This window comes from Pengzhenrongella sp. (genome assembly GCF_036565025.1).
Classification (GTDB): domain Bacteria; phylum Actinomycetota; class Actinomycetes; order Actinomycetales; family Cellulomonadaceae; genus Pengzhenrongella.
The window spans coordinates 1-18,531 of record NZ_DATCNW010000211.1 but is presented as its reverse complement, the minus strand read 5'-3'; the positions used below and the strand labels follow the sequence as shown (position 1 = coordinate 18,531).

Below are 18,531 nucleotides of genomic sequence, written 5' to 3'. Positions count from 1 at the left end.
GCCCCGCGCCACGGCGGGTGCCGTGGCGCGGGTCGTGGCAGGCTGCGGGTATGGAACTCTCCCGGCTGGGGCATGCCTGCGTCCGACTCGAGAAGCCCGGTTCCCGGCTGGTGATCGACCCGGGGGCGTTCAGCGCACCGGACGCCGTCGACGGCGCGGACGCGGTGCTGGTCACGCACCAGCACGCCGACCACGTAGCCCTGCCGGCGCTACGCCAGGCCCTGGCGGACGCACCCGCGCTCGAGGTGTGGGCACCCGCCGCGGTGGTCGCGGCTCTGACCGACGGCGCGCCGCAGGTCGCGACGCGGGTGCACGCCGTGAGCGCCGGCGACGCGTTCGACGCGGCAGGATTCGCCGTCCGGGTGTTCGGCGGGCTGCACGCCGTCGTGCACGCGGACATCCCACGCATCGCGAACCTCGCCTACCTGGTGGACGGCGCGGTGCTGCACCCGGGTGACTCGTTCACGCTGCCGGCGACGCCGGTCGACGTGCTGCTCGCGCCGACCGGAGCACCCTGGCTGAAGGCCGCCGAGGTGATCGACTACGTCCGCGCGGTCGGACCCCGGCTCGTGCTGCCCATCCACGACGCGTTCTACTCCGCGGCCGGGTTGGCGCTCGTCGACACCCTGCTCGGGCCCAACGGACCCGGCATCGGCGGCGCGGAGTACCGGCGCCCGACCGAGGGCGAAAAGGTCGCGGTGCGCTGAGGGACTCAGGGCACCGCGCTCACGCGCGGTAGCGCTGGGCGATCTGCTCACTGAGCACGAACCGGTGCAGGGAGTCCGCCTCGCGCTGGGTCGTCCCCACGAACCGGCACCCGTAGCGGTACCCGCGCGGTGCCTCTTCGCGGCGCAGCGTCTCGGCGACGAGGATGAGGTCGTCGAAGACGGTGGCGAAGTGGAACCCGAACTTGTAGCCCTCGTCGAGGGGAACAGCGCAGTGCAGCCGGAACCCGGTGGCGCTCAGATCGAGGATCGTCGCCTGGATCGGGATCTCGGTCTCGGTGAGCTCCTCGCCGGTCATCTCGTACACGAGGGTGACCGGGATGTCGGTGTGCACGCGCACGATCGCGCGCTGCTGGAACGCGGAGATGAGCTCGAGGTCGGTGACGACGATCATCCCCGGGTTCGCCTTCTCCACCGTCACGATGTACTCGCGCCGCCCGCGCACCGTCTCGAACGTGCGCAGGACGGCTTCCTCCCCGGGGGAGGGCAGGGCGCCGAGAACCTCGTCGAGCCGGATGCTGAGCGAGAGGCCGGCGTCGACGCTGACCTCACCACGCGCTACCTCGACGTCGCCGACGACGACGACGCTTGGGCTTCCTTCGAGCACCCTCTTCCACCACCTGAGATGAGCGAGCACGGAGTACGGACCACTCAGGTTACAAGACGAGCGCGCTCGGACGGGGGCGACCGGGAGAAATTTTCACGATTGTCACCCGATCAGCGGATCGCGGAAGACTGCGCGTCTGTGGTGCTCAGCGGGGGTACGCGCGCACCAGCCGCACGACGCCGCTCGCCGACAGCGCGATGCCGAGGCCCGCGACCACCCAGTTGAGCCAGAACCCGTCGCCGCTCCGGATCGGGGACGCCTGGAACGACACGATCACGATGCCGATGATGATCGAGACGGTGGGGGACCACCACCAACTGTCCCGCACCGAGGTCGGAGCGTCCTGATCGGGCTCGGTCGACTCGGGCTCATCGGACGGGATCAGTTCGGGCATGCGAGCAACCTTGCCACGGATGTCCGATCCGTCCGCGGGACGCCCGCTTCGGCCGATCGCCGCGCCACGTCTAGTGCTTGCGTTATGGCAGGCATAGCAGCAAAATGCTGCCATGGCGAAGTCGATCACGATCCGCAACGTCCCGGACGAGACCACCAAGGAGCTGGCTGCCCGGGCGGCACTGACCGGTCGTTCCCTCCAGGAGTACCTGCGGGCGCGGCTCGTCGAGCTCGCCGGCACGCCGGACGCCGAGTCCTGGATGGCCGGCGTCCGCGCGCGTAAGGCCTCCACCGGCGGCGCGGTCGACGTGGACCGGGTCCTCGCGCACCGCGATGCTGACCGCGCGTGACGGTCGTCGCCGATTCCTCGGTGGTCGTTGCCGCACTCATCGACCCGGGCCCTGTCGGCCAGTGGGCGGAGCGGATCCTGCTCTCCGGACCGTTGGCCGCTCCGCACCTGATGCCGGCCGAGGTAGCCAACATCCTGCGACGCTCGGCGCTGGCCGATGACGTCTCGGCGGACGTCGCGTCGCTCGCGCACGACGACCTGCTCGCTCTTCGGCTCGAACTCTTCCCCTATGGGCTGTGCGCCGCCCGGGCATGGGAGCTTCGAGCCAATGTCACGGCGTACGACGCGTGGTACGTCGCGCTCGCCGAGACTCTAGGTGCGCGCCTGGCGACGCTCGACGTGCGGCTGTCCCGCGCGGCCGGACCGCGCTGCGAGTTCCTCCTGCCGCCCGCGCGCTAGGCGTCGGCGGCGACGGGCGACATCTGGCTGGTTCTGGCGCGAGCCGGCAGACGACGGCTGAGCACGACCACCACGACGGCAGCGACCGTCTGGACGAGGGCACCGACCAGGTAGGCGCGGCCCTCGCCGTACCTCGGGAGGAGCTCGAGGAAGATCGTGCCGAAGACCGCGACGCCCAGCGCGAGGGAGGACTGCTGGAACGTCGCGAACAGGCCCGCGGCCGCGCCGGCCGCGTGCGCCGGCACGTCGGCCAGCACGACGCCGATCAGCGGACTCATCACCATCGACTGTCCGGCCCCGACGAGAAGCATCCCGGGGGCGAGGTCGAGCGGAGTCAGCGCCCCACCCGCCGATCGGACGGTGACGGCGAGAACGACCAGTGCCAGGCCCTGCAGCACGCCGCCGGCGGTGATGACCGTGCGACCCCAGCGGGCGACCAGCCACGCGGTACTGATCGAACCGACGAGGAAGGCCGCGCCCATCGGGACGAGCGCGAGGCCGGCCCGCAGCGCCGTCCAGCCCAGCACGAACTGGGTGAGCTCCGCGTAGACGAACATGAAGCCGCCGAAGCCGGCGAAGAACGGCCACGCGATCCCCAGACCGCGGCGGATCCCGGGGAGCTGGACCAGGGAAGGCGCGAGCAGCGGCGCGCCGCCCGCTCGTTCGAGCCGGCTCTCGACCCGGAACAGGGCCCAGGCCAGCAGCGGGGACAGCGCGAGCGAGACGAAGGCCCAGGGCGGCCAGCCCTGGCTGCGCCCCTCGACGAGCGGGACGAGCAGGGCGAGCACCGTCGCGCCGAGCAACGCCGTGCCTGGCAGGTCGACGCGCGCGGGCCGGTCCGAGCGGGTGTCCGGCAGCACCCGGGCGGCCAGCACCATGGCGACGAGACCGATCGGCACGTTGACCAGGAAGACCGGGCGCCAGCCGGTTCCCGCGAGATCGGCCGCGACGAGCAGGCCGCCCCCGAGTTGGCCGAAGACCGCCGCCAGGCCGCCGGTGGCGCCGAACGCGGCCAGGGCGCGTGCCCGCCCCCGACCCGTGGTCGTCGCCTGGAGGGTCGCGAGCACCTGCGGGACCATCAGCGCGGACGCGGCGCCCTGCGCCACGCGCGCCAGCACGAGCGTGGTTGCCGTCGGGGCGAACCCGCACAGGGCGCTGGTCGCGGTGAACGCGGCCATGCCGAGCAGGAACATCCGCCGGCGACCGACGGCGTCGCCGAGGCGGCCGCCGATCACCAGGAACAGGGCGTACGTCACGGCGTAGCCCGCCACGACCAGCTCGAGGGCCGAGGTGCTCGCGGACAGGTCCCGGCCGATGTCGGCCAGGGCGACATTGACCACGAAGAAGTCGGTCATGGCGAGGAAGACCCCCGACAGGAGCACGGCCAGGGCGAGGGGCCGCAGGCCGGGGGTGATGGTGACCTCGGAGGATGCACGCTGAATCGTCGTCGTCATGCGAGAAGCCTCGGTGCGAGTCCAGGGTGGTACCAGGAGCCTGTTCATCCTGGTACTGGCGGCACCTGGTACCAGGCTCGATTCCGCGGCATCATGTTCCGATGACCGTAACCGCTGCCCGCCTCGACCCGGACGCGCTGCGTCGTCGCGAGCTCGCGTCGTTCCTGCGTTCGCGTCGCGAGCGGCTGCACCCGGACGACGTCGGCCTGGCGACCTTCGGACGGCGTCGCACCCCCGGGCTGCGCCGCGAGGAGGTGGCGCAGCTCGCCGGGGTCGGGGTCACCTGGTACACCTGGCTCGAGCAGGGCCGGGACATCAACGTCTCGGTCCAGGTGCTCGAGGCGCTCGCGCGCACGTTGCGCTTCGACCGGCACGAGCGAGCTCACCTGCTGGCCCTCGCCGGCGCCGGCGCCGGCGGCTCGACCGCGACCCACCGAACGGTGCCCGACGGTGTGCTGGCCGTGCTGGCACAGCTCGGGTCGGCGCCCGCCGTCGTGATGAATGCCCGTCGCGACCTGCTCGCGTACAACGACGCCTACGAGCGGATCTTCCCGGTGCTCGCGCAGCTGCCCGTCGAGGAGCGCAACATTCTGTGGCTGGTCTTCACCCATCCGGTCTGGCGGTCCTCGATGCCCGACTGGGAGACCGCCGTGCCGCGCCTCGTCGCGCAGTTCCGCGGCGCGATGGCCGAGCACGTCGCCGAGCCGGCCTGGAAGGACCTGCTCAAGCGACTGCTCGATGCCTCGCCCGAGTTTGCGGCGCTCTGGGAGCGGCACGAGGTGCTCGGTCCGGAGACCGGCTGCAAGCGCTTTCTGCACGCCCAGTTCGGCCTGCTTCGGCTCGACTTCACGCACCTGTGGCTCGACCAGCGCATCGGCACCCGGATGACCGTCTACACCCCGGCCGACGAGGCGACCCGGGCGTCGCTGACGCTCCTCGCCGCCGCTCCGGTCGATTCCGCGGCTCGCGCGGACGTGGCCGAGCTCGTCCACCGGTAATCCGCGCCCGAGCGCGGGCTGTGGACCTGACCAGGACAAACGTTCGCTACATACGTTTCATGCGAACGATTAATTCGAACGTATGGTCGGCTAGAGTCACCGCGTGAGCAACCACACGGGGCAGGGGGGCACCGCGCGGGCCGGCGGTCGACCGAAGGAGTACATCGATGCAGCCGCGCGCGCGAAAGCCTGGCGGGACCGGCGGCGCGCGGACCGCATCGAGCCGCCCACGGCACACGGCGATGCGGCCCTGCTGCCGGAGGCGACCGGCGTGCTGGCGACCGCGGTGCCGGCGCTGGCCGCACTGGCGCAGCGGATCGAGGCTGCGGTCGCCGCACTGACGGACCCCGCAGAGCTCGACGAGCGACTCGAGACCACCCGCGCCGCCGTCGCCCGCCAGGTCGCAGACGCGCAGGCCCAGGCCGCCGCTGCGCGCGCCGAGCTGAGCCGGGCACGGCACGACCACGAGAGCGCAAACCTCGAGCTGGGGGAGGCGACCGTGGCCGCCGCCGAGGCATGGGAGGCCACCCAGGCGGCGGTCGAGGAGCTCGTGCAGGCCCGCGCGGACCACTCGATCGAGGCCGCGCAGCTGCACGAGGCTCGCGACGAAGCGCGCCGTGACCTGCAGTCCGAACGGACCGCGCGGCACGCGGCCGAGGTGTCGCTCGCCGCGGCGCGCGAGGCGCAGGCGGTCCGCCTCGAGGCGGCGGCCGCGGTTGCCGCAGGCCTGCGCGAGCAGCTGGTGGACGTGCGCAGCGACAGAGACGCCATCCGGGCACGACTCGACGCCCGGCCGGAGCCGAGCTTGATCGGGCGGTAGTCCGCCGAGAGAAAACAGTGCCCCGACGGTGCATCACCACCGCCGGGGCGAAGGAAGCACCACGTCTACTGGAGATTCCCTCTGTGTCGATACTCGCCCAGAACTCGCCCCGTCGCGGGACTTTCGCACCCCCGATCACGGTGGCACACGTCACCGACCGCATCACCGCAGCCCGTTGCCATCGGCGCCTTGCCCCTGTCCGCTCGCAGGCAGTCGCCTGATGAGCGTCCCGCACCCCGAGGGAGAACCCCGCATGCCCTATCCGCCGTCCGCCCCGGACTTTTCCGAACCCGACGAGCCCATGCTGCCGCTGGCCAACCCTGAGGCTGCCCGCCGGGCTCGTCGTCAGGCGACGGTCGTCGCCTCGCTCGCCGCGGTCGTGCCGACCGTCCTGGCCGCGCAGGGCATGGCGACGCTGGCCATGGACGTGCTCGGATTCCCGCTCATCGTCGCCATCGCGCTGGCCGGGTTCCTCGAGCTCGCGCTGGTCAGCTCGGCGCTCCTCGCGCGGGCCTCCGCGCTGGCCGGTCGTCCCGGGGGTGCGGATGCCGCCGCGGTGTGGGCGGTCTCGATCGTGTCGGGGACCCTGGCAGCGACGCACGAGTTCGTCGGCGTCGCTCCGGGTGGGGCACGCATCTGGGAGTTCGACCCGCCGTCGCTGCTCGCCGCTGGTGTGCGCGTTGCCGCGCCGCTGGTCGCCGCCTGGCTCTGGGAGCGGGTGCTGACCGCCGCCCGCCGCGAGCACGCCGAGCGCACGCTCGTCGAGCTGCGCCGGGACCGGCGCCTGCTGAGCGTCGCTCGGGCGGCCCTGGCCGTCCGTCGTATCGAGGGCGACGCCACGGCTCCGCAGGACCGGTGGCAGGCCTCGCGGGTACGCCGAGCCCGCCGCCGCCTGGACCGTGCGCACGTCGCGGTCCTGCGCACGGTGCAGCCGGGTGCCGCCGATCTCCCGACGTGGCTGGCTGCGGTCGGTGTCGTCGATGTGCTCCCGGCGGCGACCATCGTCGGCGGTCTCGAGGCTCGGGCGGCCGTCGCTTCGGGCCAGGAGGACGCACAACAGGCGAAAGGGCTCCTCGGTGCGGCGCCGAGCCAGCCGGTGGACGAGGAAGCCCGGCGAGAGCTGGGCTCCGCGCCGCACCCTGACGCGCCCGAAGCGAGCGTGCCGGCCGCCGGCGCGCCGACCGCTGGGCACGATGACGGGCGGAGTCTGGTCACCGCGACCGAGCCGGCTCGGCCGGTGGGGGAGCATTCCACCGGCCTCGCCGAGCGCGCCTACGCCGGCGGCCTCACGAGCTGGGCCGAGCGGGCCAAGGACCTGAGCCGCGGCCTGGACCTCGGCCTCGGCCGGGATGACGCGCAGGCCGCCCCGGCGATCCCGGAGCCGGGCGTCCCCGCGGACGACGCCGCGAGCAAGGTCACGACCGTTCTCGATCTTGCGACTCAGGGGCTCTCGCAGCGCGCCATCGCGATCAAGCTCGGCATCTCCCGATCCACCGTTGCCCGGGTGGTCGCCCGCAACGACCCGAGCGAGACGCCGTCGGACGCGCGGATGCTCCAGCGGGCCAGCTACGGCACGGACCGCCGGGAGGACTAGTGGCCGCCCCGGCCGCAGCGGCCGGGCCGCGAGGCCGGGGGAGCGGTGGCGAGGCGGAACGGGGCGGTTAGGCTCCGGCGGGTGTACCGGGCGATCCTTCTGGACGTGTACGGCACGCTCGTGCACGACGACGACGCGCCGTGGGGGCAGGTCTGCGCGAAGGTCGCCGAGCTGGCCGGAGCCGACCCTGTCGCGGTCGAGCGGGAGTGGTACCTGCGCTGCTACCGGGCGGCGGACCTGGCTCATGGCGCGAGGTTCCGCACCCTGGCGGACCTGAACCTGAGCAGTCTTGTGCAGACGGCCGTGCACTTCGGGGTGCGCGTGGACGCTGCGGAACTGTGCCGCGAGCAGATGGCGTTCTGGGGGAGTGCCCCGTTGTTCCCGGACAGCCTGCGGTTCCTGCGCGAGGTCGGGATGCCGGTGTGCCTGGTCTCCGACGCCGACCGCGGCGACCTGGCCGCGGTTCTGGCGCTGCACGGCATCGTCGTGGACGGGGTCGTGACCAGTGAGGACGCCCGGGCGTACAAACCGCGTGCCGAGCCGTTCGAGCTCGCCCTTGCCCATCTCGGACTCGCCGCCCGCGAGGTGTTGCACGTGGGCGACTCTGCTTCCTCCGACATCGCCGGGGCGCAGGCGTTGGGTATCGACACCGCCTACATCGACCGCTTCGGCCGACCGCGGCCGGAGGTCGCGCCCACCTACGTCGTCACGTCACTGACGGACTTGTTGCCGCACCTGCGCAAGGCGACAACCTTGGCGTAGACGCCGTGCACTGCCGTCGTCGGCCATCGTCCAAGACGCGGGACGTTGGGCATCAGCGCAAGACGAATGTCAACAGGTAGTCGGGGCTGGATCCAGCCCGGCGAACGAACAAGCGTGCGGCCGCCTGGCCCCTGCTCGCGAAGGCCTCGTCAGACTCGGATTTCTGCTCGTCCACGTACCAGTTGTCACCTGTCGGCTTTGGCCCCTGTGCCGTGAGCTCCCAAAGGTCGCCACCAAGAAGGGCCCACGCGCGATCAGCGATCGTTCGGAGCACAGCATCTGCATCAGCAACGCGGTAGGCGATCTCAGCGACACCGCTCTCGTGCAGGTCGACGGCGCGCTGTTGGAGATCGACAGGTAGATCCTCGAACAGTGCGTGTTGACGGTCCACAGGTCTACCTCTCGAAGAGCCGGTGGTTGATGTAGCCAGTCTGATCGACGATCCAGCGGTAGACACTGGCGATCAGGGGAGCGCGAGTGGGCCGTCAGATGCGATCCTCGCCAGTACTGGACACCCTGTGTATCAAGGTTGAGCGTATTCAGGGTGACCTCGACCTGGAACAGCTCCGCGAGGCTCAGAGCCAGCCAAGCCACGGGTGGCTCGGGTGGGCGACGGCCAGCGCGTCGGCGAGCCACGACCGGGCAGGGTCGCTGAGCTTGGGGAGACACGCCTCAAAGTCGGCCTGATCCTTCGGGCGTAGGCCGCGGGCCTTGTGCAGGAGTTGCACCTCGGGACGTAAGTAGTCGATGCCGTCGCGGGTCCACAGGATCTCGTCGAGAGGCCGGCTGATCCGTGCGTCGCGCTTGAAGGTCCGCGTCGAGGGCGTGGTGTCCATCAGGATGACGTCGTACTCCCATGGCGCGGCGCCGCCGGGGCGCAGCCAGAGGTTCTCGCACGTCGTCGAGAGTTCATCATCACCGCGTTGAAGAGGCCGGAAGGTGCCGCTGTCAGCCGACCAGACATCCATCGTCCCTTTGAGGTGATCGCACAATAGGTCGACGTCAGAGCGCGGAATGCTGGGGTCGACGTCGTCGTGACGACGACCGACGCCGGTGAACTCCTCGATGGCCCAGCCGCCCGCGATCCACCAGCGGCCCGGGTAGCCGCGAAGGAGTTCGGCGACGTCGCTCGGCGTCCGAGCCCGCCAGGGCCCATAGAGGCGCACGGCCTCGTCGTGGTTCACGTGGCCAGCGTATCGGCGGCTCGTTCGATGCCGCATGGCACGATCGCTTTCATGGCAACCACCCGCGCAACCTCGTTCGGAGCCTGGGCTAGCGAGTACGAGGAGTGGCGTCCGACTTATCCGGACGCAGCTGTCGACTGGCTGGTTCCGCCGAACGGAGGGCGCGTGGTCGAGGTCGGCGCCGGAACGGGAAAGCTGACTGATCGTCTGGTGGAGCGCGACCTAGAACTGGATGTGGTTGAGCCCGATGGACGAATGCTGCGGATGATCAGTGCGCGTTACCCAAGCCTGCGGGTCCACGAGTCCGTGGCCACCAGTCTTCCACTCGACGAGTCTTCGGTCGATGCGGTGGTAGCCGCGGACGCGTGGCACTGGTTTCCGAAGGCAGAAGCCGCAGCAGAGGTTGCTCGAGTCCTGCGGCCCGACGGCTGGCTTGGGTGTGTCTGGCATGTCCCTGTCTTGCAGCACGACTCGGAGTGGCGGGCACTGAGACTCGACCCGGCCCTCGCGCCCCCCGACGATCTGGACCCGCTGGATCGGCTCGGGCTCTCAACCGGCCGGGCTGAGCAGCGAGCCTTCCGATGGACGTGGATGCTCACTCCCCAGCAGTGGCGAGGTTTCGTGTCGACGGTCTCGCACGTTCGATTGCTCCCAGAAGACGAGTGCCGCACAGCACTTCGTGAGACGGAGCAGCTCGTCGAACGGGCGTGCGCGGCGGCCGGGAAGACAACTGCGCGTCTAACACACGACGCGCTGTGCGTGCGTTGGTACCCGGAGGCATAAGTCCGCAGTAGCTTCCTCATGAGAGCGCGGCTGATCATCAAGACTTGATGTAGCGCCCGGCGTAGCGTGCCCACGGTTCTGCGGCCTTGTCGGCGTGGAGGAACGCCACCTGGTGCTGTAGCCGAGGGCTTCGGCGACGAGCGAGGGCGGGCACTCAAGGACTGAACCTGCGAAGTGATTCACCTGATGCAATACGCAGAGTCCGTTTGTCATAATGTCCCTTATCGGCGTTACGCAGGGAGGCTGGAGAGGACCGGTTCGTCCACGTGAGCAGGCTGACGTCGAGCTGTCGACGTTTCAGCCCGAACGGGACGTTTTCGCTCAGATCCGACGTTTTCAGGTTGAGCCGCAGCTGGGCCGCCGTGCCGCCGGCTGAACTGCGTGTCGACATGTGCGGCGGTGACCAGGCGCAGGCCGGCGCGCGGCCAAGGCGGCCGGACGCGACGTCGTGCGTGACATCGTCGTGCGTGACATCGGGTTGTGGGCGAATGCCAGAACGGCCGCGACCAATCCAGAGCCACTATCGGGCCACACACTGCGTTAAACACCAATTATCCGTAGTACACTTGTACTATGACAGAGACGCTCGATGGTGGGATCCCGCTGGTGCAGGCCGTCGAGGAATACCTCGACTGGCAGGCCCTGGACAAGGCTCGTAGCCCCAACACGGTGCGCGCCTACAAGCAAGACCTCGGCATGTTCGTCGGCTACGCCGCCGGCCTCGACGTGACCGTGCTCGGCCAGGTCGATCGCGAGCTGCTCCGCGCTTTCCAGTCCGACCTCGCCCGCGGGCCCGGCCGCACGGCTCCGCTGTCCGCATCGACCCGGCACCGTCGCCTCGTCGCGCTGCGCTCGTTCCTGAAGTTCTGCGCCCGCGAGCAGTGGAGCCCGGGCGACCTCGGCGTCACGATCGACCTGCCCAAGCTCCCCCGGCGGCTACCCAAACCGCTGGCCGCCGACGAGCTGGCCCGGGTGACCGCCGATGTCGCCGACGGCGTCGAGCTGGACGACGCCGGTCGGCGGGACCGCGCCCTGGTGGCCTTCCTGATCTCGACCGGCGCCCGGATCTCCGAGGCCCTCGGGCTGGACCGCGCCGACTGGAACTCCAGTCGCGTCATCGTCCGGGGCAAGGGCGACGTCGAGCGCACCGTGGTGATCACCGACCGTGCGCGCACCGAGATCGACCGCTACCTCGACGCCCGCACCGACCCCGGCGCCGCACTCTTCGTCAGCTACTCCCCCGGCCAGCCCGGACGACGCCTGAGCGTGCGCGGCGCCGAAGCCATCTGCGCCCGCCTCGGCGCCAAGAACAACGTCACCAAGCTGCACCCGCACCGGTTCCGGCACACCGCCGGCACGATCGTCCAGGACGAGCTCGGCGACCCGCTCGTCACAGCCGACTACCTGGGGCACCACGGCCTCGGGTCCGTCTCGGGCTATGCCGAGGTCAGCTCCCGGCGCCGCCAGGAAGCCAGCGAGGCCCTCAAGAGACGCGGCCTATAGGAGACGAGACCTATACCGAGCGCGGACGAGGGCCGGTACCGATCCACCTGCACCCGGCCGCCCTCCGGCTCACTCGGCGAGACTGATCGCCCCGGTCAGCTCGCGCAGGTCGACGATCGTGTCCACGTCGTCGGCCGCCTGGGCACCGGTCCGGTTGAGCCAGATTCCGTGCAGGCCCGCGGCGGTGGCGGCACGGGCGTCGAGGTCGAGCCGGTCCCCCACATAGACGACGCCGTCGGGCCGAACGTCCAGGCGTTCACAGGCCCGGGCGAAGATGGCCGGGTCGGGCTTCGAGACGCCCAGCAGGTCCGAGGTGAGCACGCTCGCGACGTGGTCCCACAGGCCGGTCCGGCGAAGCTTGTCCTCCTGCTGGGCCTGATCCCCGTTGGACAGGACCGCGACCCGCACGCGGCGTCCCAGTGCCAGCAGGCAAGCCAGCGCGTCCGGGTAGGGGCGCCACGCGTCCTCGTACGCCGCCAGATAGCCCTCGAACGTGGCGTCGAGCCGCCGTTCGCTCCAGTCGCTCGGGTCGATGCCGACGTACGGCAGGAACTCGCGCAGCCTTCGCCGGCGCTGACCCTGGAAGGTCGTCTCGCGAGCCTGGCAGGCGGGGTAGTGCCGTTCGGCCACCTCGTCCCACAGCGCGACCGACGCCGCCGCCCCACCGGGTTCGAGCCAGCCCTCCCCCACGAGCCAGTGCTCGACGGCGGACGCCGCCGTGCCGTCGTGGTCGACGAGGGTTCCGTCGAGGTCGAAGAGCACCAGCCGGACCTGCTCGAAGGCATCCACCGAGTGATCCTCCCAGGTCGAGGGCAGGATGCCCGTCGCCGGGCGCCTGAGCGACACGCCGTCGGCCCGGCCCGAGTCGAGCTTCACCCCGCCGCCTCGCCCCTGCCGCCGTGTCAAGGTGCGCGTGCGTGACCCGCAGCCGTCCGGGCGGTTCTCAGTGCAGCCCTCTGTGCAGCGAAAGTGCACCCAGAGCGCGCATTCGCTGCACAGAGGGCTGCACTGAGCCAGGCGCCGACGCCGGCTCGCCGCGTCGCGCCCACGGCAGCCCGGACCGACACGCCGACGCTCGGGGAGATCCCGCCGCCCCTCCCCCGCACCAGCACTCGCGGGAGGGACCAAAGTCCTAGGTCCGGGCGCCGCTCGGCGATAGAAATGGCACATCTTGTTGCCGGTCGCCGGTGGACCACTACATGTAGTGGCAAATCGGTGGATACTCGAAGAGACGAAGAGGTCCCACCATGACTGACCAACCTTCCCCCGCCGGGGTCATCAAGCGCTCGGGCGCGACCGCCGAGTTCGACGCCGGTCGCATCCGGTCGGCTCTCGAACGGGCGGGCGGTGCGACCGGAGAGCTCGACCACGCGCGGGCGCTCCTGCTGGCCGGGCTCGTCACCGCGACGCTGTCCGACAAGCAGGTCCCGTACCCGCACGTCGAGGATGTCCAGGACGTCGTCGAGCAGGCGCTGATCGGCGCCGGCCACACCGCCACGGCCCGCGCGTACATCGCGCACCGCGAACGTCACGCCCGGCTGCGCGACGACACCCGCACCGTCGTGGAGGTCGGCTCGTCCATCAACGAGTACCTGGACCGCAGCGACTGGCGCGTCAACGCGAACGCGAACCAGGGCTACTCCCTCGGCGGACTGATCCTGAACACCGCCGGCAAGGTCATCGCGAACTACTGGCTCTCGCACGTCTACACCCCCGAGATCGGCAAGGCGCACCGCGAGGGCGACCTGCACATCCACGACCTGGACATGCTCGCCGGGTACTGCGCCGGCTGGTCGCTGCGGGTGCTGCTCGAGGAGGGCCTGAACGGCGTCCCGGGGAAGGTCGAGTCGAGCCCGCCGAAGCACTTCTCGTCCGCCGTCGGGCAGATCGTGAACTTCCTCGGCACCATGCAGAACGAGTGGGCCGGCGCGCAGGCGTTCAGCTCGTTCGACACCTACATGGCCCCGTTCGTGCGGATCGACAAGCTCTCCTACCCCGAGGTGCTCCAGGGCATCCAGGAGCTCATCTACAACCTCAACGTGCCCTCGCGGTGGGGCACCCAGACGCCGTTCACCAACCTGACCTTCGACTGGGTCTGCCCCGAGGACCTGCTCGAGCAGGTCCCGGTGATCGACGGCGTCGAGCAGGACTTCACCTACGGCGACTGCGCCGCGGAGATGGGACAAATCAACCGGGCGTACATCGAGATCATGACCAAGGGCGACGCGTCGGGGCGGGTCTTCACGTTCCCGATCCCCACGTACAACATCACCAAGGAGTTCGACTGGGAGTCCGAGAACGCGGACCGCCTGTTCGAGATGACGGCGAAGTACGGCACGCCGTACTTCCAGAACTTCATCAACTCCGAGCTCAAGCCGAACGAGATCCGGTCGATGTGCTGCCGCCTCCAGCTCGACATGCGCGAGCTGCTCAAGCGCGGCAACGGCCTGTTCGGGTCGGCCGAGCAGACCGGTTCCCTCGGCGTGGTGACGATCAACTGCGCGCGGCTCGGCTTCACGAACGCGGGCGACGAGGCCGGGGCCCTGCGCGACCTCGACCGGTTGCTGGACCTCGCCAAGGACGCCCTGGAGATGAAGCGCAAGGTCATCGACCGCCTCATCGACGAGGGGCTGTTCCCGTACACCAAGCGGTACCTGGGCGCCGGGCTGCGCAACCACTTCTCCACGATCGGGGTGAACGGCGTCAACGAGATGATCCGCAACCTCACCGGCGACACCCACGACATCACGTCTCCCGAGGGCCACGCGATCGCCATCCGGCTGCTCGACCACGTGCGGACCCGGATGGTCGAGTTCCAGGAGGCCACCGGGAACATGTACAACCTCGAGGCCACCCCCGCGGAGGGCACCACGTACCGGTTCGCGAAGGAGGACCGCAAGCGATTCCCGCAGATCCTGCAGGCCGGCACCGACGCGAACCCGTACTACACCAACTCCTCCCAGCTCCCGGTCGGCTTCACCGACGACCCGTTCGAGGCGCTGGACCTCCAGGACGAGCTGCAGAAGAAGTACACCGGCGGCACCGTGCTGCACCTGTACATGTCGGAGAAGCTCTCCTCGGCCGCTGCATGCCGCGAGCTCGTCAAGCGGTCGCTGTCCACCCATCACCTGCCGTACATCACGGTCACGCCCACTTTCTCGATCTGCCCGGAGCATGGCTACCTGGCCGGTGAGCACCGCGAGTGCACCACCTGCGGCGGGCCGTGCGAGGTGTGGACCCGGGTGATGGGCTACTTCCGCCCGGTGAGCTCGTTCAACATCGGCAAGAAGGGCGAGCACGCCGAGCGGATCCACTACCAGGAGTCGGCGATGGCGCGATGAGCATCCCGGCGCGCGCGGACGACCTGCAGATCGCGGGGCTGACCCGGCTGTCCACCTGCGACTGGCCGGGCAAGCTCGTGGCGACCGTGTTCCTCCAGGGCTGCCCCCTGGCGTGCACGTACTGCCACAACCCCGACCTGCTGGACCCGCGCGCGCCGGGCACCGTCTGCTGGCAGCAGGTCCGCGACCTGCTCGCGAGGCGCTCCGGCCTGCTCGACGGCGTCGTGTTCTCCGGCGGCGAGCCCACCCGGCAGGCCGGGCTCGCCGCCGCGATGCGCGAGGTTCGCGACCTGGGCTTCGGGGTGGGCCTGCACACCGCGGGCCCGTACCCGAACCGCTTCGCGGAGGTCCTCCCGCTGTGCGACTGGGTCGGCCTCGACATCAAGGCGCCCGAACACCTCTATGCGGCGGTGACCGGCGTCGCGTCCGGCGCCGCGAAGGCGTTCGCCTGCCTGCGCGTCGTCCTCGACTCGGGCGTTGACCTGCAGGTGCGCACCACGGTGGATCCGACGATCATGTCGCCCGACGACGTCACGGACCTCACCGCCACCCTGCGCGACCTGGGTGTCCGGGAGCACGTCCTGCAGGAGGTGCGTATCGAGGGCACGAGCCCGGAGTTCACCGCGCGCCTCACCGCGCTGCGAGCGATGGCGGGCATCGCCGACAGCGTCTACGCACTCGCCTAGAATCGGCCTCATGAGCACCGCCACCACCACCGATCCGGCCCTCCTCGGCACCATCGCGACCCTCGAGGGGCAGGAACGTGCCCTGGTCTTCACGCGGTTCGACAACGACGACGCCTGGCGCCTGGGCTGCGTGCTCGTCGAGCTCGCACGCGAGCGGGACCTGCCGGTCGTGATCGACGTGCGCCGGGGAACCCAGCAGCTGTTTCACGCCGCGCTCTCCGGCACGACGCCCGACAACGACACCTGGGTGGAGCGCAAGGTCCGCGTCGTGGAGCGGTTCGGGGCGTCGTCGTACCTGGTCGGCCTGCGCGCGAAGGCCAAGGGGACGACGTTCGCGGCCGCGCACGACCTGCCGCTGCAGCAGTACGCCGCCCACGGCGGCTCGTTCCCGGTCCGGATCGCCGACGTCGGCGTCGTCGGCGCGGTGACCGTCTCCGGCCTCGCGCAGGCCGACGACCACGCGCTGGTCGTCGAGGCGCTGCGCAGCTTCCTGGCCTGACCGCCGAGAGCGCCTGATCGCCAACAGCGGAAGGAACGCCCTCGGCGGAACAGGCGCGCTTGCGAGATGCGTTGGGCAGACTGTGAGTGTGCGAACGCTCGGTGTGGAGGAAGAGTTCATGCTGGTTGCGCCCGACGGGACGCCTCGCTCGGTCGCGCCCGCCGTGCTGCAGCACGCGGCGTCGCTCGAGCCCGAACCGAGCCCGGCGATGGGCGTCGCGCAGCCGCCCGGCGGCGTGCTGGTCAAGGAACTCAAGCAGGAGCAGATCGAGACGTCCACGCACCCCTGCGCGGACCTCGCCGCCCTGACGAACGAGATCCGCGCCGGACGGGCCCGCGCGGACGCCTCGGCCCGGCACGCGGGTGCGCACATCGCAGCGCTCGCCACCACCCCCGGCGTCATCACCTCGACCATCAGCCGGGATCGCCGCTCACGTCGGATCAACGAGGCGTTCGGGCAGACCGCCCGCGAGCAGCTCACCTGCGGCTGCCACGTCCACGTGCAGGTCGCCGACGACGACGAGGGCGTCCTCGTCCTGGACCACCTGCGCCCCTGGACCCCGACCCTGCTCGCGCTGAGCGCGAACTCCCCGTTCTGGCAGGGCGCCGACACCGGCTACGCGAGCTTCCGCTCCCAGGTCTGGAACCGGTGGCCGACCGCCGGCGCGGCACCGCCGTTCGGTGACGCCACGACCTACCACCGGATCGTCGACGAGCTCGTGCACAGCGGCACGATCCTCGACGAGAAGATGATCTACTTCAGCGCGCGCCTGTCCCCGAGCTACCCGACCGTCGAGGTCCGCGTCGCGGACGTCTGCCTCGAGGTCGAGGACGCCGTGCTGCAGGCCGCCCTGGTGCGCGGCCTCGCCGAGACGGCGATCGCGGAGCGGGGCGGCGGGAACTGGCAGGTCCAGCCCCGGACCGAGCAGCAGCGCATCGCGATGTGGCGCGCGGCCCGCTCCGGGATCCGCGGCGACCTGATCAGCCCGACCAAGGGCGGGCCGCTGCCCGCGGCCGAGGTGGTCGGCGAGCTGCTCGCACACATCTCGGACGCCCTGGAGCGGTCCGGCGACCTCGAGTGGGTGCGCACGCAGCTCGGGATCGTGCTCGCGCGCGGCACCGGCGCGGACCAGCAGCGGGCGTGGCGCGCCGTCGGCGCGGACACCGGTGCGGTCGTGCGCAACGCCGTCGAACGGACCCTTGCGTGAACGAGGTTCCCGAGGTCGCGGCCTCCCCCGCGCTGTTACGCCGGATCGGCGCGCTGCTCACGCCGTACCGCGGACGGCTGGTGCTGGTCGCCGTCGCGATCCTGGTCAGCTCGCTGCTGGGGATCGTCACGCCGTTCCTGACCCGCCGGGTGTTCGACGACGCGCTCGGCTTCACGGGCCACACCGGGGTGAACCTCCCGCTGCTGCTCGAGCTGACCGCCGCGATGATCGCGATCCCACTGCTCAGCTCGGCGATCGGGGTCGGCCAGACGTTCCTGACGACCAAGGTCGGCAACCTCGCGATGGCCGACCTGCGAGCGAAGCTGTTCGAGCACCTCGAGCGCATGGAGCTCGCCTTCTTCACGGCCACCAAGACCGGCTCGATCCAGTCGCGGCTCGCGAACGACGTCGGCGGCGTCGGCTCGGTGCTGACCACGACGGCGTCGTCCATCCTGGCCAGCTCGGTCACCGTGATCGCCTCGATCGCCGCGATGGTGCTGCTGAGCTGGCAGCTGACCGCCGTGGCGCTGGTCCTGATGCCCCTGTTCATCGTGCTGCAGCGCCGGGTCGGTGCCCGCCGCCAGCGGCTGGCGCGCGCCACCCAGGAGTCGCTCGCGGACATGACCGCGATCACCCAGGAGGCGCTGAGCGTCTCGGGCGTGCTGCTGTCGAAGATCTTCAACCGGGGCGAGGCGGAGGTCGCCCGGTACGGCGAGGAGAACGACCGCCAGGTGGACCTCCAGGTGCGCCAGGCGATGGCCGGGCAGGGCTTCTTCGGCGTCGTGTCCGCGTTCATGGCGATCACGCCCGCGCTGGTCTACCTGGTCGCCGGCTACATGATGACCGGCGGGGTGGGCGGTGGGGTGATCTCGGCGGGCACGCTCGTCGCGTTCTCCACGCTGCAGGCCCGCCTGCTCTGGCCGATGCTCTCGCTGATGCGCGTCGCGCTCGACGTCCAGACGTCCCTGGCGTTGTTCCGCCGGATCTTCGAGTACCTGGACCTCTCGCCCGCGATCACCGACCGGCCCGGGGCGATCGCGCTGGACCCGCGGCAGGTCCGCGGTCGCGTCGAGCTCGACGGGGTGTCGTTCACCTACCCGCCTCCCCCGGAGCTGCGCGCCCCCGCGCCGGTCCCCGGACCCGTCCGCGGTGGTGGTGGCGGGCACGGGATGGGCGCCCGGCTCGGGATCCCGCCGACGGGCGCCGGCGGGATGGGCGGCCGGCCGG

Annotated in this window: 20 protein-coding genes; 14 read left to right on the top strand and 6 right to left on the bottom strand. The window is 70.9% G+C overall.

The window, feature by feature from the left end; all coding sequences use genetic code 11:
* On the top strand, positions 1–707 hold a 707-nt coding region (locus VIM26_RS12215), incomplete at its 5' end, for an MBL fold metallo-hydrolase (protein WP_331951526.1).
* 19 nt (positions 708–726) lie between these two features.
* On the opposite strand, the gene VIM26_RS12210 is transcribed toward VIM26_RS12215, so the two are convergent.
* Both VIM26_RS12210 and VIM26_RS12205 read right to left on the bottom strand, forming a co-directional pair.
* Positions 727–1,332, bottom strand: coding sequence for a PilZ domain-containing protein (locus tag VIM26_RS12210; protein ID WP_331951525.1), 606 nt, complete (start codon positions 1,330–1,332; stop codon positions 727–729).
* A 145-nt stretch (positions 1,333–1,477) separates the two neighbouring features.
* Positions 1,478–1,726 carry a hypothetical protein gene (locus VIM26_RS12205; protein WP_331951523.1) on the bottom strand — a complete coding sequence of 83 codons (249 nt, stop codon included), beginning with the start codon at positions 1,724–1,726 and terminating at the stop codon, positions 1,478–1,480.
* Between the two features lie 112 nt (positions 1,727–1,838).
* Here VIM26_RS12205 and VIM26_RS12200 point away from each other — a divergent pair, with 112 nt between their 5' ends.
* Both VIM26_RS12200 and VIM26_RS12195 read left to right on the top strand, forming a co-directional pair.
* A complete protein-coding gene (locus tag VIM26_RS12200; RefSeq protein WP_331951521.1) occupies positions 1,839–2,075 on the top strand; it encodes a FitA-like ribbon-helix-helix domain-containing protein in 237 nt (78 codons plus the stop codon).
* The gene (locus VIM26_RS12195) at positions 2,072–2,473 is read left to right on the top strand and encodes a type II toxin-antitoxin system VapC family toxin (RefSeq protein ID WP_331951519.1); all 402 of its coding nucleotides are present in this window, start codon (positions 2,072–2,074) and stop codon (positions 2,471–2,473) included. The genes VIM26_RS12200 and VIM26_RS12195 overlap by 4 nt, the downstream gene beginning before the upstream one ends.
* On the opposite strand, the gene VIM26_RS12190 is transcribed toward VIM26_RS12195, so the two are convergent.
* Positions 2,470–3,927, bottom strand: a complete 1,458-nt coding sequence (locus VIM26_RS12190) for an MFS transporter (RefSeq protein WP_331951517.1) — start codon at positions 3,925–3,927, stop codon at positions 2,470–2,472. The two genes, VIM26_RS12195 and VIM26_RS12190, sit on opposite strands and share 4 nt — an antisense overlap.
* A 101-nt stretch (positions 3,928–4,028) precedes the next feature.
* Between VIM26_RS12190 and VIM26_RS12185 the strand changes: the two genes are divergently transcribed.
* The 4 genes from VIM26_RS12185 to VIM26_RS12170 all read left to right on the top strand — a co-directional run bounded on the left by VIM26_RS12185 (position 4,029) and on the right by VIM26_RS12170 (position 8,101).
* Positions 4,029–4,925 (top strand): helix-turn-helix transcriptional regulator, encoded by an 897-nt coding sequence (locus VIM26_RS12185; RefSeq protein ID WP_331951515.1) that lies wholly within the window; start codon positions 4,029–4,031, stop codon positions 4,923–4,925.
* A 103-nt stretch (positions 4,926–5,028) separates the two neighbouring features.
* The gene (locus VIM26_RS12180) at positions 5,029–5,745 is read left to right on the top strand and encodes a hypothetical protein (protein ID WP_331951513.1); all 717 of its coding nucleotides are present in this window, start codon (positions 5,029–5,031) and stop codon (positions 5,743–5,745) included.
* Positions 5,746–5,998: 253 nt separating this feature from the next.
* The gene (locus VIM26_RS12175) at positions 5,999–7,339 is read left to right on the top strand and encodes a helix-turn-helix domain-containing protein (RefSeq protein WP_331951511.1); all 1,341 of its coding nucleotides are present in this window, start codon (positions 5,999–6,001) and stop codon (positions 7,337–7,339) included.
* A gap of 81 nt (positions 7,340–7,420) precedes the next feature.
* Positions 7,421–8,101: an HAD family hydrolase gene (locus VIM26_RS12170; RefSeq protein WP_331951510.1), complete on the top strand. Its 681-nt coding sequence runs from the start codon at positions 7,421–7,423 to the stop codon at positions 8,099–8,101.
* A gap of 52 nt (positions 8,102–8,153) precedes the next feature.
* Here VIM26_RS12170 and VIM26_RS12165 read toward each other — a convergent pair whose 3' ends face one another.
* A complete protein-coding gene (locus VIM26_RS12165) occupies positions 8,154–8,492 on the bottom strand; it encodes an Imm40 family immunity protein (protein ID WP_331951509.1) in 339 nt (112 codons plus the stop codon).
* Positions 8,493–8,676: 184 nt separating this feature from the next.
* On the bottom strand, positions 8,677–9,285 hold the full coding sequence (locus tag VIM26_RS12160) for a hypothetical protein (RefSeq protein WP_331951508.1): 609 nt from the start codon (positions 9,283–9,285) through the stop codon (positions 8,677–8,679).
* A 51-nt stretch (positions 9,286–9,336) separates the two neighbouring features.
* On the opposite strand from VIM26_RS12160, the gene VIM26_RS12155 reads away from it, so the two are divergent.
* Together VIM26_RS12155 and VIM26_RS12150 are read left to right on the top strand one after the other, a co-directional pair.
* Positions 9,337–10,068, top strand: a complete 732-nt coding sequence (locus VIM26_RS12155; protein ID WP_331951506.1) for a class I SAM-dependent methyltransferase — start codon at positions 9,337–9,339, stop codon at positions 10,066–10,068.
* A gap of 573 nt (positions 10,069–10,641) precedes the next feature.
* Positions 10,642–11,571 (top strand): tyrosine-type recombinase/integrase, encoded by a 930-nt coding sequence (locus VIM26_RS12150; protein ID WP_331951504.1) that lies wholly within the window; start codon positions 10,642–10,644, stop codon positions 11,569–11,571.
* 69 nt (positions 11,572–11,640) lie between these two features.
* Here VIM26_RS12150 and VIM26_RS12145 read toward each other — a convergent pair whose 3' ends face one another.
* Positions 11,641–12,447, bottom strand: a complete 807-nt coding sequence (locus VIM26_RS12145; protein WP_331951502.1) for an HAD family hydrolase — start codon at positions 12,445–12,447, stop codon at positions 11,641–11,643.
* 371 nt (positions 12,448–12,818) lie between these two features.
* Here VIM26_RS12145 and VIM26_RS12140 point away from each other — a divergent pair, with 371 nt between their 5' ends.
* The 5 genes from VIM26_RS12140 to VIM26_RS12120 all read left to right on the top strand — a co-directional run.
* Positions 12,819–14,912 carry a ribonucleoside triphosphate reductase gene (locus VIM26_RS12140; protein WP_331951500.1) on the top strand — a complete coding sequence of 698 codons (2,094 nt, stop codon included), beginning with the start codon at positions 12,819–12,821 and terminating at the stop codon, positions 14,910–14,912.
* Positions 14,909–15,598, top strand: coding sequence for an anaerobic ribonucleoside-triphosphate reductase activating protein (locus VIM26_RS12135; RefSeq protein WP_331951498.1), 690 nt, complete (start codon positions 14,909–14,911; stop codon positions 15,596–15,598). The genes VIM26_RS12140 and VIM26_RS12135 overlap by 4 nt, the downstream gene beginning before the upstream one ends.
* 10 nt (positions 15,599–15,608) lie before the next feature.
* A complete protein-coding gene (locus VIM26_RS12130) occupies positions 15,609–16,097 on the top strand; it encodes a heme-degrading domain-containing protein (RefSeq protein ID WP_331951496.1) in 489 nt (162 codons plus the stop codon).
* A gap of 82 nt (positions 16,098–16,179) precedes the next feature.
* The gene (locus VIM26_RS12125) at positions 16,180–17,304 is read left to right on the top strand and encodes a glutamate--cysteine ligase (RefSeq protein ID WP_331951494.1); all 1,125 of its coding nucleotides are present in this window, start codon (positions 16,180–16,182) and stop codon (positions 17,302–17,304) included.
* The coding region (locus tag VIM26_RS12120) for an ABC transporter ATP-binding protein (protein WP_331951492.1) at positions 17,301–18,531 on the top strand (1,231 nt) is incomplete at its 3' end. The genes VIM26_RS12125 and VIM26_RS12120, both read left to right, overlap by 4 nt.